Here is a 13,047-nt window from a genome sequence, read left to right on the forward strand (position 1 = left end):
TCCCGAAGAGGAGCTGCCGTGCCGCTCACCACCACCGGCGAACTGGTCACCCGGGCGCACGCGGCCCGTACCGCCGTCGCCGCCTTCAACATCATCACGCTGGAACACGTCGAGGCCGTCATCGCCGGCGCCGAGTCCGCCGGAGCGCCCGTCGTCCTCCAGGTCAGCGAGAACGCCGTCGCCTATCGCCGGGGGCAGCTGCTCCCGCTGGCGCGCGCCGCCGCCGTCGCGGCCGAACGGGCCGCCGTGCCGGTCGCGTTGCATCTCGACCACGTCCAGAGCGACCCGCTGCTGCGCCGGGCGGCCGACGCGGGCTTCAGTTCGGTCATGTACGACGCCTCCCGCCTGCCGTACGAGGAGAACCTCGCCGCGACCCGTGCCGCCGTGGAGTTGGCGCATGCCCGAGGGCTGTGGATCGAGGCCGAGTTGGGGGAGATAGGCGGCAAGGGCGCGCACGCGCCCGGTGCCCGCACCGACCCGGTCGAGGCCCGCGCGTTCGTGACGGACTCCGGTGTGGACGCACTGGCCGTCGCCATCGGCAGCGTCCACGCGATGACCACCCGCACCGCCGTCCTCGACCACGGCCTGCTCGACCGGCTCCGCACCGCCCTGGACGTGCCCCTCGTCCTGCACGGCTCCTCCGGCGTCCCGGACCGCGAGCTGACGGCCGCAGTCACGGGCGGCATCGCCAAGGTCAACATCGGCACCGCGCTCAACCAGGCCATGACCGGCGCGATCCGTGAGCACCTGGACGCGCATCCGGACGCGGTCGACGCCCGGACCTACCTGAGCGCGGGACGGGAGGCCATGGCGCGCACCGTCGAGCGGATCGTCACCGGTGTCGGGCTCACCCTCGCCTGACGGCTTTCAGCACCACGAACTTCCGGTCACCGGCGACCAGTTCACTGTTGCCGAACAGCCGCTTCAGCTTCAGGTGGTAGCCCAGGTGCCGGTTGCCCACCACCCACAGCTCGCCGCCCGGCCGCAGGGCGCGCCGGGCCCCCGTGAACATGCGCCAGGCCGTGGCGTCCGTCGTCGCCTGGTGGGAGTGGAACGGCGGGTTGTTCAGTACGACGTCCACACTGCCGTCCGCCACCCCCGCCAGCCCGTCCCCGACCCGGAACTCGGCGTGCCCCGGCACCCCGTTCGCCTTGTAGGTGGCCTCCGCCGACGCCACCGCCTGGAACGACTCGTCCGTGAACAGCACCTCGGCCTCCGGGTTGGCCAGCGCCACCGCCGTGCCGACGATGCCGTTGCCGCAGCCCAGGTCGACGACCCGGCGGGTGCCGCTGGTCGTCGGCAGGTGCTTCAGGAGGAACCGGGTGCCGATGTCGAGCCGGTCGGCGCAGAACACGCCCGCGTGGTTGACGACCGGACGGCCGGCGAGGGCGCCGCCGACGTCGTCGGGAAGGTCGTAGGCGTACGGCCACGGGTTGGCGGGGCGGCGCAGCGACGGGTCCGGGGTGCAGAGGACGAGCCGGGCCTTCTGCTCGGCGAGCGAGGTCCGGGTCGGCCCGAGGATCCGCTCGAACAGCCTGAGCGTCGAGGTGTGGATCTCCTTCACCATGCCGGTGCCGACGACGACCGTGTCCGCGTGCACGGCGGGCGCCAGCCGCAGCAGCTGGTCCTCCAGCAGCGCCAGGCTCTTGGGCACCCGGACCAGAAGCACGTCGATCCGCTCCGGCACCGGGTCCTGGGTGGTGAGCAGCCGGACCGCGCCGGTCTCGACGCCGGCCCGCGCCAGATTGGCCCGGCTCGCCTCCTGTCCCAGCCAGGAGTCGGTGATCTGCGTGGGGCGATGCGCCGCGAGCGCCGTGACCAGCGCGCCCCAGCGGTCGCCGAGCACCACCACCGTGCCGGTCAGCGGGACGTCCTGCTCCGCGAGGTGTCTGAGCAGGTACGCGTCGGATGCGTCCCAGGCGCGCAGCGTCTCGCGCGGATCCTCGGGGTGGCGGGCCAGCGTGACCTCGCCCCACGGCGTCGTCATAGGGTCGTTCATCGTGCTTCAAGGCTAACCGAGCAGCAGCTCAGGCCCGGTGTCGGACCCATGGCGGAGGATGGGTCCATGGACTCCGAGCTGTTTCCGCGGGAGCGCGCGCAGGTCGCGCCGGGCGCGGTGCACGTGCCCGACTGGGCGGACCCGGCACACCAGCGTGAGCTGCTCCGGGCCTGCCGGGACTGGGCCCGACCGCCGGCCGGCCTGCGCACGGTCCGTACACCCGGCGGCGGCACGATGACCGCCCGCCAGGTCTGTCTGGGCTGGCACTGGTACCCGTACGCCTACGCCCGGACGGTCAGCGACGGTGACGGCGCGCCCGTCAAGCCCTTCCCCGACTGGCTGGGCGAGCTGGGCCGGCGCGCGGTGGCCGACGCGCTGGGTGTGGAGCAGGCCGCGGGAGCCGCGTACGACATCGCGCTGATCAACTTCTACGACGGCGATGCCCGGATGGGCATGCACCGTGACGCCGACGAGAAGTCCGACGCGCCCGTGGTCTCCCTCAGCCTCGGCGACACCTGCGTCTTCCGGTTCGGCAACCCGCGGACCCGGACCCGGCCCTACACCGACGTCGAGCTGCGCAGCGGCGACCTGTTCGTGTTCGGGGGGCCGTCGCGGCTCGCGTACCACGGAGTGCCGCGGGTCCTCCCGGGCACGGCGCCGGCCGGCCTCGGCCTGACCGGACGGCTGAACATCACCCTGCGGGTGAGCGGCTTCCCCGCCGCCACCTGAGGAACGGATCATGGGAGACTCGCCCTCATGAGCGGCAAGGCGGACCCCCGGCCGGCGGGGGATGGGACCACCTCGAGAGCGCGGCTGGACCGGGGGCGCGGTGCGCTCGGGCCCGCGTTGGAGCTCGTGCACACCGGACGGGCGCCGACCCGCGCGGTCCTCACCGCCGAACTCGGCGTCACCCGTGCGACGGCCGGCGCGGTCGCCGCGGAGCTGGAGGCGCTGGGCCTGATCAGGGTCGACGCGCGGCCGGGCGCCGCCGCCGGTTCCCAGGGCCGCCCCTCCCACCGGCTCGAGGTCGCCGAGGAAGGCCCGGTCGCCCTCGCCGCGCAGGTCCATGCCGACGGGTTCCGGGCCGCGCTGGTCGGTCTCGGTGGGCGGATCGTCGCCACCACGCCCAGCTGCGAGACCGTCGACGCCGACCCCGCCAAGGTGCTCGGCGCCGCCGTGGACGCAGGCGCCGAACTGCTGCGGCAGACGGGCCGGCCCTGTGTGGGCGCCGGACTCGCCGTACCGTCCGCGGTCACCGAACCCGAGGGGCTGGCGCTGAACCCGCTGCACCTGGCGTGGCCGGTGGGCGCGCCCGTGCGGGAGATCTTCGCCGAGCGGATCCGCGCCGCCGGGCTCACCGGCCCCGGGTTCGTGGGTAACGACGTCAACCTCGCCGCCCTCGCGGAGCACCGGCACGGCGCCGGACGCGGCGCCCGAGACCTGCTGTGCGTGGCCACCGGGCACCGGGGTGTCGGTGGCGCGCTGGTGCTGGACGGCCGTCTGCACACGGGCAGTTCGGGCCTCGCCCTGGAGGTCGGCCATCTCACCGTCAACCCCGAGGGCCGGCCCTGCTACTGCGGCAGCCGGGGCTGTCTCGACGTGGAGGCGGACCCGCTCGCCCTCCTCACCACCGCGGGCCGCGAACCCGGCCCCGAGGGCTCCCTGCTCCAGCAGGCCAACGAACTGATCCGCGAGGAGTACGGCGATCCGGTGGTCCGCATGGCCGCCGAAGCCCTGATCGACCGGCTCGGCCTGGGGCTGGCCGGTCTGGTGAACATCCTCAACCCCGACCGGATCATCCTCGGCGGTCTGCACCGCACCCTTCTCGACGCCGACCCCGACCGGCTGCGCGCCGTCGTCGCCGACCGGAGCCTGTGGGGCCGCAGCGGCGGCGTTCCCATCCTCGCCTGCTCCCTCGATCACAACAGCCTGGTCGGCGCGGCCGAGTTGGCCTGGCAGCCGGTGCTGGACGATCCGCTGGGGGCGCTGGGGCCCGTGTGAGACGCGGCGCTGCCCACGGCACGGGCACGGCCCGGCCGACCGCAGGGGCGGCCCACCGCACGGCCGTCTACTGCACGGCGCGCCCACTGCACGGCCGGTCTACAGCGCGGCCCCGCCGTCGATCACCAGGTCGGTGCCCACGACGGACGCCGCGTCGTCCGAGGCGAGGTACAGCACCGCCTGGGCCACCTCCTCGGTCGACGACACCCGGCCCAGCGGCGACTGCTCCTTCATCCGCAGGGCACGCTCGTCCAAGGACTCGCCCGGCCGCAGCGACATGGCCGTCTCGGACGGGCCGGGGCTGACGGCGTTGATCCGGACGCCGTCGCCCAGGTGTTCCAGCGCGGCACCACGGGTCAGCGCGGTCACGGCCGCCTTGCTCGTGGCGTAACCGGTCAGGCCCCGGATCTGCCGGTGCACGCCGATGTTGGACGACACGTTGACGATCGCGCCGCCGCCCGGCTGCGTCCGCATCTGCCGCACCTCGGCCCGCAGGGCGAGGAAGACCCCGGTCAGATTGGTGTCGATCATGGACTGCCAGTCCTCCTCGTCGACGTCGGCCAGCGGCCGGCCCGCCCGGAGGACCCCCGCGTTGTTGACGGCGACGTCGAGCGAGCCGAACTGGTCGACGGCCGCCCGGACGAGCGCGTCCAGGTCGGCGGCGCGCGAGACGTCGGCGACCCGGGCGAACGCCGTCCCGCCGTCCCGCTCGACGAGCCCGACCGTCTCGTCGAGCGAGGCGCGGGTGCGCCCGGCCACGACGACCCGGGCCCCCTCGGCGGCGAAAGCCAGGGCGAGGGTGCGTCCGATGCCGGAACCCCCACCGGTGACGAGTGCGGTGCGGCCGGAGAAGCGGTTCCGGTTCCGAGGCATGGCAGTCCTTTCCAGACCGATCATTCCAGTATGTGGACAGCTGAGAGCGACCCCGACGGCTGCCGTGGGCCGGGGTCGGTCAGTCCAGCAGGGTGAGCGCCTGCTCCGCCGCGTCCCGCACCCGCGCGGGATCGGGCGAGGCCTTGCCGACCACCCGCAGCCCCTGGAGCAGGACCAGCAGCATGCGTGCCAGCCCCCGCGGATCGCGCCCGGCCGGCAGTTCGCCCTGCGCCCGCGCGCGCACCAGCGCCGACTCCAGCAGCGTCTCCAGATGCTCCCAGCTCCGCTCGACCCGGCGGGCCGCCGCGACGTCGTGCGGGGCCAGCTCCGCCGCCGTGTTGGTGACGAGGCACCCGTACGCCCGAATCGCCTCGTCCGTCGCCTCCGCGGCGAACCGCCGCACCACGGCGCGCACCGCGGGGAGCGCGGGCCCCGGCTGCGACAACTCGTCCAGGAGCAGCGGCTGATGCTTGTCCCCGTACCGGTCCAGCGCCTTCAGGTACAGGTCGTGCTTGTTGCCGAAGGTCGCGTAGAGACTGGCGCGGCCGATGCCCAGGTGCTCGACGAGGTCCGCCATCGAAGTGGCCTCGTAGCCGCGCCGCCAGAACAGCTCCAGGGCCGACTGGAGAGCCGCGTCGGGATCGAATTCCTTGGTTCTGGCCATGGGGTGACGCTAGATCAAACGAGAATGATCGGTCAAGTATGGGAGGGGGTGCGGGTCAGTCGTCCTCGCAGGCGTCCGCGTTGCTGCCGGCTTCCGGGATGCCGGACGAGGAAGAGCGAGACGCCCCGGGGCGCGGCGCACGGACCGCCGTCCGCCGCCGGCACTCTCCGACGCGCCGGGCCCAGGCCGGGAGGCGACCAGGACGTACGCCGGACCCTATGCTCAACGGCCACCGGGCGTGGCTGGACGACCTGGTCGGCGCCGCGTCGAAGTAGGTTGAGGCCATGACAGACGAACTGACCGTGGGCGTCCTGGGCACCGGCATCATGGGTGCCGCGATGGCCCGCAACCTCGCCCGGGCGGGCCACACCGTGCGTGCCTGGAACCGCACCCGCGCCAAGGCCGAGCCGCTCACCGCCGACGGCGTCCTTGTCGTCGACACCCCCGCCGAGGCGGTCGAGGGTGCGGATGTCGTCCTCACCATGCTCTACGACGGGCCCGCCGCCCTGGAGGTCATGCGCGACGCCGTGCCCGGCCTGCGCGCCGGAGCGGCCTGGGTGCAGTCGACGACCGCCGGGACCGGGGTCATCGGCGACCTGGCAGCCTTCGCGCTCGCACACGACCTCGTCTTCTTCGACGCGCCCGTCCTGGGCACCCGGCAACCCGCCGAGGACGGTCGGCTGACCGTGCTGGCGGCGGGCCCGAGCGAGCACCGCGACGCGGTGGCGCCGGTGTTCGACGCGGTGGGCGCGCGGACGGTGTGGACGGGCGAGGACGGCGGCGAGGGGAGCGCGACGCGCCTGAAGCTGGTGGCCAACAGCTGGGTCATCGCGGCCACCGCCGCGGCCGGCGAGGTCCTCGCCCTGTCGCAGTCCCTGGATGTCGACCCGAACGCGTTCTTCGACCTGATCGCGGGTGGCCCGCTCGACATGGGGTACCTGAAGGCGAAGACCGCGCTGATCCTCGACGACCGGCTCTCGCCCGCACAGTTCGCGGTCGCGACGGCGGCCAAGGACGCGCGGCTGATCGTCGAGGCCGGACGTGAGCACGGCGTCCGCCTGGACGTGGCGGCGGCGAGTGCCGAGCGTCTGGAGCGGGCCGCCGCTCAGGGCCACGGCGACGAGGACATGGCCGCCGCCTACTTCGCCAGCTTCGACAAGAACGCCTGAACCGCGAGACACCCGAACCGCGAGGAGATCCCGTGTCCAAGCCCCCGCTGCCGCCCGAGGCCGTCGAACTGCTGGGCCGCCCCAACCCCTGTGTGATGGCGACCCTGCGTTCCGACGGAGCCCCCGTCTCCACCCCCACCTGGTACCTCTGGGAGGACGGGCGCGTCCTGATCAACCTGGACGAGAGCCGGGTCCGCCTCCGGCACCTGCGCCGCGACCCGCGCCTGACCCTCACCGTTCTCGACTCTGACGACTGGTACACGCACGTCACCCTCATCGGGCGGGTGGCCGAGCTGCACGAGGACGAAGGCCTGGCGGACATCGACCGCATCTCCACCCACTACACGGGCAAGCCGTACCCCGACCGGGTCCGCTCCCGTGTCAGCGCCTGGATCGAGATCGACCGCTGGCACGGCTGGGGCGCCCTGAAGGACAGCGACCAGGCGTCCACCTGAGCGTCCCGCCGCCGGGCCCGGCGTTCAGCGCCACTCGAAGCCGAAGGCCCGTCCCGGGTTCTCCGCCAGGATCCGCACCACCAGCTCCTCACCCACGGCGAGCGCCAGCCGTGTCCGGACCCGGCGCAGCAGATACGGCATCCCGGGACCGCCGTCGACCGAGCGGGCCGCGGCCGTCGTGGTGTCGCCGCCGAGCAGCAGCCGGTCGCCGAAACCGGCATCGGCCAGGGCCCGTACGGCGTCCGGCATCCGCCAGTCGGTGGCGTGATGGGCGCGTGACGGGCCGTCGAAGGCGAGCCAGCAGCCCGCCTCGGCGGCCTGCCGGTGCACCACCCCGTCGGGCGCCCGGTTGAGGTGCCCGAGGATCACCCGGTGCGGGGGCACGCCCAATTCCCCGCACAGCAGGTCGACCACGTCGAGCGCGCCGGTACCCAGCTCCAGATGGACGGCGATCGGCGCGTCCGTCGCGTGATGCGCCTCGGCCGCGGCGGCCATGGTCCAGCGGGCGTGCGCGTCGAGGGCGTGGAACCCGCCCGCGACCTTGACCAGCCCGGCGCGGACCCCCGACGTCCCGATGCCCTCGGTCAGTTCGGTCACGAACACCTCGGCGAGCCGGTGCCGCAACCCGTCGAGTGTCGCCTCGTCGTAGTGGACGTCCTGGTGCAGCCCCGTCGCGGCCACCACCCGCACCCCCGCCTCCCGGGACAGCGGGGGCAGATCCGCCGCGCGCCGCCCGAGACCGTACGGCGTCCACTGCACGACGGCGTCACCGCCCTGCGCGCGGAACGCCGCGAGTTCGGCACGCGCCGCGGAGCGGCTGTTCAGCTCCTGGCCGGGCAGCCGGGGACTGCCGAAGAACAGGTGGTCGTGCGCGTCGCACACGCCGAGCCGCTCCGCCGGCAGGTCCCCGAGCACGGTCCGCACGGCGTTCACCAGTGCCGGCCCCCGGGCAGGACGGTCCGCCCCGGCGCCGACAGGTGCAGCACCTGGAACAGGTCGCCGTCGGCCTTCGGCATGTCGTGCGCCCAGAGCGAGAAGTGCACCCGCTCCCAGCGGCTCGTGTCGACCGCCGCCGCCGCGAGCACCGCGCCCTCCTCCCGCGCCAGCCGCTCCACCTCGTCCGCCGCGTCCCGCGCCGTCTCGGACAGCGCCACTCCGTCCGGGACCGGCTCGCGCCGCCGTACGGCGAACAGGGCGGGGGAACCGGCGGCGACGCCCTCCGCGTAGGCCAGACCGGTCCACTGACGGACCGTCGGACGCCCGAAGTCGTCGCTCAGACCCTGGAAGCCGCCTCCCCAGAGGAAGGCGTTCATTCCCTCCACGGTGTTCCAGAGATAGAAGGGCGCGTACTGGTTGACCGGCGAACCGTGTACCCCGCGTTCGCGCAGCAGGTACGCCTTGAGGCCCAGGCCCTCCCAGTCGTCGAGCAGATGCCCGACACGGGACACGCGCGCGTGGATGACGCCCATGTCGTAGTCGGCGGGCAGCGTGAGCTCGTACTGCATGGCGTGCATCGGGTCTCCTAGTCGGCCGGACGGGGTACGAGCAGCGACAGCAGCCCGCGGACAGCCGCGTCGAAGGCGGTCGGTGAACCGGACGCGCGGGCCAGCACGTAACCGCCCTGGACGGTCGCGACGACGGTGGCGGCGATCGCCTCGCCGTCCAGCTCGGCCCCGAACTGCCCCTGTTCCTTCCCCTCTTCGACGAGATGCGCGATCCGTTCACGGATCCGGTCGATGGTCTCGTCGACGGGCTCGCGCAGTTCGTCGCTCGCGATCACCTCCGGATCCATCGTCAGCCGCCCGATGGGGCAGCCGCGCAGCACGTCCCGCTCGCGTGTCAGGTACGCCTCGATGCGCTCGTACGGCGTGCCCGGCCCGTCGAGTACCCCCTCGGCGGTGGCCCGCATCTCGTCGGCGGTCCGCCTGATCGCCGCCAGCGCGAGATCGGGCTTGCCCTTGAAGTGGTGGTACATGCTGCCCTGCCCGGCGTCGGCGCGCTCCAGGATCGCCTTGGGGCTGGTCCCCACGTAACCGCGCTCCCAGAGCAGCTCCCGGGTGGACTCGATCAGCCGCTCCGCAGTGCTCATGACCCGACTGTACATACTGGTAGTTACAGAAGTCGAGCCCCCATGGAACAGCCCGCAGGGAGCAGCCGCAACACGCGCGCGTACTCCCGGCGAGGTACGCGCACTGCCGCTGGCCGTACGACGACCCGGACCCCCTCCCGGCAGGACTCTCGAGACATCACGCAGACCCACTGAGGAGATGACCCGAGATGAACACCCTGGCGAACTGGGACGGTGGCGGACCCGGCCCGTGGATCCTGTTCTTCCCGCTGATCTGGGCGGCCGTCGTCGTGGGCGTCGTCACGCTCCTGCGCCGCACGGTGTGGCGAGGCCGCCGCGGCCCGTGGAGCGCGGCCGGCGACCCCCGGCCCACCGGCGACTCGCCCCTCGCCGTCCTCGGCCGTCGCTTCGCCTCCGGTGAGATCGACGAGGACGAGTACTGGCGTCGGCTGTCCGTCCTGGACGAGCAGTTCGGCCGCACGGACAAGGGCGGTGCGGCATGAGCACCGCGACCGCCACCACGGCCACGCGCAACGCCGCGCGGGTCGTCGACGCCGTGAAGGTCCACGGCGTCGGCGACACCGCCGTACGGGCCCTGGACGGGGTGAACGTGGCCTTTCCGGCCGGTCGGTTCACCGCGATCATGGGCCCGTCGGGCTCGGGCAAGTCCACCCTGATGCACTGCGCCGCCGGGCTGGACACCCTCACCTCGGGCACCGCGTACATCGGCGACACCGAACTGCGCACGCTCGACGACCGTCGCCTCACCCTCCTGCGCCGCGACCGGGTCGGGTTCGTCTTCCAGGCGTACAACCTGGTGCCGACCCTGACCGTCGAGGAGAACATCCGGCTGCCGCTGGACCTGGCGGGCGAGCGGGGCGAGTCGGAGTGGATCGACGCCCTCGTGGACGTCGTCGGGCTGCGCGACCGGCTCCACCACCGGCCCTCCGAACTCTCCGGCGGCCAGCAGCAACGCGTCGCCGTGGCACGGGCGTTCGCCGGGAGACCGGACGTCGTCTTCGCCGACGAGCCCACCGGCAACCTCGACTCCCGCGCCGGGGGAGAGGTGCTCGGGCTCCTCGCCCGCACCGTACGCCGGACCGGCCGCACGGTCGTCATGGTCACCCACGACCCGGTCGCCGCCGCCCACGCCGACGAGGTCGTCTTCCTCGCCGACGGACGGCTCGTGGACCGGATGGAGTCCCCGACCGCCGACCGCGTCCTGGACCGCATGAAAGCCTTCGAGGTGCCGTCATGAACGCGTCCCTGCGCCTCAGCCTCTCGTCCCTGCGCGCCCACCGGCGCCGCTTCGCCGGAACCTTCCTCGCCGTCTTCCTCGGCGTGGCCTTCCTGGCCGGAACACTGGTCATGGGGGACACCCTGCGCGCCGGCTTCGACTCGATGTTCGGCAACGCGACCGCGGGCACCGACGCCGTCGTGCGCGGCGCCGACACCATCACCACCCCAGGCGAGAGCCAGGGCGTGCGACAGCCCGTCCCCACGGACCTGGTCGGCACCGTCGCTGCCGTCCCCGGCGTCGCGGCCGTCGCCCCCGACATCCGGGGCGCGGGACAACTCGTCGCCGGTGACGGCGAACCGATCGGCGGCCAGGGCCCGCCCACCCTCGCCGGCAACTGGATCCCGGACACGAAGCTCAACCCCTACCGGCTCGCGGAGGGCCGCGCACCGGCCCGGTCCGGCGAGGTCGTCGTCAACCGGGGCACCGCCGACAAGGGCGGCCTGAAGATCGGCGACACCACCACGCTGCGCACCCCCGACCCCGTGCGCGTGACGATCGTCGGACTCGCGACCTTCGGCGGCGAGGACGGCATGGCCCAGGTCACCTTCACCGGTATGACCCGCGCCGACGCCGAGAAGTACCTCACCGCCAGGCCCGGCCGGGCGACGAGCATCGTCGTGCGCGCCGACCCGGGGGTGAGCCAGGCGGAGCTCGTCGACCGGCTGACTCCCGTACTGCCCGAGGGCGTCGAGGCCATCACCGGTCAGGAGTCCGCGCAGGAGAACACCGACATGATCGCCGGCCAATTCCTGACGATCTTCACCACGTTCCTGCTGGTGTTCTCCGGTGTGGCCCTGCTCGTCGCGACCTTCTCCATCCACAACACGTTCGCGATCGTCGTGGCCCAACGCGCTCGGGAGAACGCACTGTTGCGCGCCCTCGGCGCCTCCCGCCGCCAGGTCACCGAGGCCACGCTCGTCGAGGCCGCCGCGGTCGCCGTGACCGCTTCGGCCGCCGGACTCGCCGGCGGCATCGGTATCGCCGCCGGTCTCCAGGCACTGTTCCCGGCCATCGGATTCCCCTTCCCCGAGGGCGACCTGGTGATCGGCGCCCTGTCGCTGACCGTCCCCCTCGTGGTCGGCGTCCTGGTCTGCCTGGGGTCCGCGCTGCTGCCCGCTGTGCGGGCCGGCCGCACCGCCCCGCTGGCCGCGCTGCGTGAGACGGCCGTGGACTCCTTGGGTGCCTCCCGTCCGCGTGCCGTCACCGGCGCGGGCCTGCTCGCCCTCGCCGTCGCGGCGACCCTCACCGGCGTCCTGGTCACCCCGTCCGTGTGGCTGGCGGGAGGCGGAGCAGCCCTGGCCCTGATCGCCTTCGTCGTCCTCGGTCCGGTCGCCGCCGGAACGGCCGTACGCGTCCTCGGCAGCCCTCTGGACCGGCTGCGGGGCGTCACCGGGGGCCTCGCCCGCCGCAACGCCCTGCGCAGCCCGAAGCGGACGGCGGCCACCGCCGGCGCCCTGATGATCGGCGTCGCCGTGGTCTCCCTCTTCACCGTGTTCGGGGCCTCCCTCAAGGCGACCATGGACCAGACCGTCTCCCGTTCCTTCGCGGGCGACGTAGCCGTCAGCACCCCTTCGTTCGGTGCGGGCGGCAGCGGCCTCAGCCCGAAGCTCGCACCGGCCCTCGACAGGCTGCCCGAGGTCGCCACGGCCGTCGGACTCGGCCGCGGCGTCGCGGAAGTCGACGGGAAGGGGCGGGCGTTGACCGTCACGGACCCGGTCGCGCTGCGCCGCACCTTCGACCTCGGCACCGTCCGGGGCGACCTGGGCGCCCTCGGGACCGACGGCATCGCGATCACCCGGCAGGAGGCCGACCGCCGGCACCTGACCACCGGTGACACCACCCGGCTGGCCTTCACCGACGGCGACGAGAAGACGTTCACCGTGCGTGCCGTCTACGGCCGCTCCGAACTCGTCGGCGAGTACGTCATCACCCGCGCGGCCTGGGCCCCGCACCGCACCCAGGACGCCGACACGCTCCTCGCGGTCTCCTTCGCGGACGGCGTGAGCGCGGCCGAGGGCAAGGCCGCCGTGGAGAAGGTCGCGGCCCGCTACGGCAACCCCGAGGTGCAGACCCGAGACGAGTACGCGCAGTCCTCGGCCGGCGGCATCGACATGATGCTCACCCTGGTCTACGCCCTGCTCGCCCTCGCGGTCCTCATCGCCCTGTTGGGTATCGCCAACACGCTGACCCTGGCGATCCACGAACGCACCCGCGAGCTCGGCCTGCTCCGCGCCGTCGGCCAGACCCGGTCCCAGCTGCGGGCCATGGTCCGCTGGGAGTCGGTCCTGGTCGCCGCGTTCGGCACGGTGGGCGGCCTGGCCCTCGGCGCCTTCCTCGGCTGGGTGCTCGTCCGGGCCTCCGACGGGTCGAGCGACAGCGCCTTCGCCTTCGCGCTGCCGCCCGCGCGACTCGCCGTGGTGGCCCTGGTGGGCATCGCTGCCGGAGTCCTCGCCGGGCTGCGTCCGGCCCGGCGCGCGGCACACCTGGACGTGCTGCGGGCCGTCGCCGCGGAGTGACG

14 protein-coding genes are annotated in these 13,047 nt (G+C 73.6%); 8 read left to right on the forward strand and 6 right to left on the reverse strand.

From position 1 onward, the window contains the following. Nucleotides 1-18: 18 nt before the first annotated feature. Nucleotides 19-861: a class II fructose-bisphosphate aldolase gene (locus tag OHU34_RS37375; RefSeq protein ID WP_230196967.1), complete on the forward strand. Its 843-nt coding sequence runs from the start codon at nt 19-21 to the stop codon at nt 859-861. Here the strand turns inward: OHU34_RS37375 and OHU34_RS37380 are convergent. After that, nucleotides 848-1,987 carry a methyltransferase gene (locus OHU34_RS37380; RefSeq protein WP_405772491.1) on the reverse strand — a complete coding sequence of 380 codons (1,140 nt, stop codon included), beginning with the start codon at nt 1,985-1,987 and terminating at the stop codon, nt 848-850. The genes OHU34_RS37375 and OHU34_RS37380 overlap by 14 nt on opposite strands. A gap of 78 nt (nt 1,988-2,065) precedes the next feature. Between OHU34_RS37380 and OHU34_RS37385 the strand changes: the two genes are divergently transcribed. Next, nucleotides 2,066-2,728, forward strand: a complete 663-nt coding sequence (locus OHU34_RS37385; protein WP_142268949.1) for an alpha-ketoglutarate-dependent dioxygenase AlkB — start codon at nt 2,066-2,068, stop codon at nt 2,726-2,728. A 27-nt stretch (nt 2,729-2,755) separates the two neighbouring features. Further along, nucleotides 2,756-4,000, forward strand: a complete 1,245-nt coding sequence (locus tag OHU34_RS37390; RefSeq protein ID WP_142268948.1) for an ROK family protein — start codon at nt 2,756-2,758, stop codon at nt 3,998-4,000. A 99-nt stretch (nt 4,001-4,099) separates the two neighbouring features. Here OHU34_RS37390 and OHU34_RS37395 read toward each other — a convergent pair whose 3' ends face one another. Both OHU34_RS37395 and OHU34_RS37400 read right to left on the reverse strand, forming a co-directional pair. Next, nucleotides 4,100-4,873 (reverse strand): SDR family NAD(P)-dependent oxidoreductase, encoded by a 774-nt coding sequence (locus OHU34_RS37395; protein ID WP_405770524.1) that lies wholly within the window; start codon nt 4,871-4,873, stop codon nt 4,100-4,102. Nucleotides 4,874-4,952: 79 nt separating this feature from the next. Continuing rightward, nucleotides 4,953-5,537, reverse strand: coding sequence for a TetR/AcrR family transcriptional regulator (locus OHU34_RS37400; RefSeq protein ID WP_405770526.1), 585 nt, complete (start codon nt 5,535-5,537; stop codon nt 4,953-4,955). 284 nt (nt 5,538-5,821) lie between these two features. Between OHU34_RS37400 and OHU34_RS37405 the strand changes: the two genes are divergently transcribed. Further along, the gene (locus tag OHU34_RS37405) at nt 5,822-6,706 is read left to right on the forward strand and encodes an NAD(P)-dependent oxidoreductase (protein ID WP_142268945.1); all 885 of its coding nucleotides are present in this window, start codon (nt 5,822-5,824) and stop codon (nt 6,704-6,706) included. A gap of 32 nt (nt 6,707-6,738) precedes the next feature. After that, complete coding sequence (locus OHU34_RS37410) at nt 6,739-7,161, forward strand: PPOX class F420-dependent oxidoreductase (RefSeq protein ID WP_142268944.1); 423 nt, start codon at nt 6,739-6,741, stop codon at nt 7,159-7,161. Nucleotides 7,162-7,185: 24 nt separating this feature from the next. Here OHU34_RS37410 and OHU34_RS37415 read toward each other — a convergent pair whose 3' ends face one another. The 3 genes from OHU34_RS37415 to OHU34_RS37425 are packed head-to-tail and all read right to left on the reverse strand — an operon-like array spanning nt 7,186 to nt 9,250. Then, the gene (locus tag OHU34_RS37415) at nt 7,186-8,094 is read right to left on the reverse strand and encodes a phosphotriesterase (protein ID WP_405770529.1); all 909 of its coding nucleotides are present in this window, start codon (nt 8,092-8,094) and stop codon (nt 7,186-7,188) included. Next, nucleotides 8,091-8,675, reverse strand: a complete 585-nt coding sequence (locus OHU34_RS37420) for a DUF4865 family protein (protein ID WP_230196970.1) — start codon at nt 8,673-8,675, stop codon at nt 8,091-8,093. The genes OHU34_RS37415 and OHU34_RS37420 overlap by 4 nt, the downstream gene beginning before the upstream one ends. An 8-nt stretch (nt 8,676-8,683) precedes the next feature. Then, complete coding sequence (locus tag OHU34_RS37425) at nt 8,684-9,250, reverse strand: TetR/AcrR family transcriptional regulator (RefSeq protein ID WP_230196971.1); 567 nt, start codon at nt 9,248-9,250, stop codon at nt 8,684-8,686. A 188-nt stretch (nt 9,251-9,438) separates the two neighbouring features. Between OHU34_RS37425 and OHU34_RS37430 the strand changes: the two genes are divergently transcribed. From OHU34_RS37430 to OHU34_RS37440, 3 genes are read left to right on the forward strand one after another with little or no spacing between them, the layout of a single operon-like run. Then, a complete protein-coding gene (locus tag OHU34_RS37430) occupies nt 9,439-9,732 on the forward strand; it encodes an SHOCT domain-containing protein (RefSeq protein ID WP_230196972.1) in 294 nt (97 codons plus the stop codon). Beyond that, on the forward strand, nt 9,729-10,487 hold the full coding sequence (locus OHU34_RS37435; protein ID WP_230196973.1) for an ABC transporter ATP-binding protein: 759 nt from the start codon (nt 9,729-9,731) through the stop codon (nt 10,485-10,487). Before OHU34_RS37430 ends, OHU34_RS37435 begins: the two co-directional genes overlap by 4 nt. After that, nucleotides 10,484-13,045, forward strand: a complete 2,562-nt coding sequence (locus tag OHU34_RS37440) for an ABC transporter permease (protein ID WP_405770534.1) — start codon at nt 10,484-10,486, stop codon at nt 13,043-13,045. The genes OHU34_RS37435 and OHU34_RS37440 overlap by 4 nt, the downstream gene beginning before the upstream one ends. Nucleotides 13,046-13,047: the final 2 nt, after the last annotated feature.

This window comes from Streptomyces sp. NBC_00080, from assembly GCF_045041255.1.
In the GTDB taxonomy this organism is placed as follows: domain Bacteria; phylum Actinomycetota; class Actinomycetes; order Streptomycetales; family Streptomycetaceae; genus Streptomyces; species Streptomyces coriariae.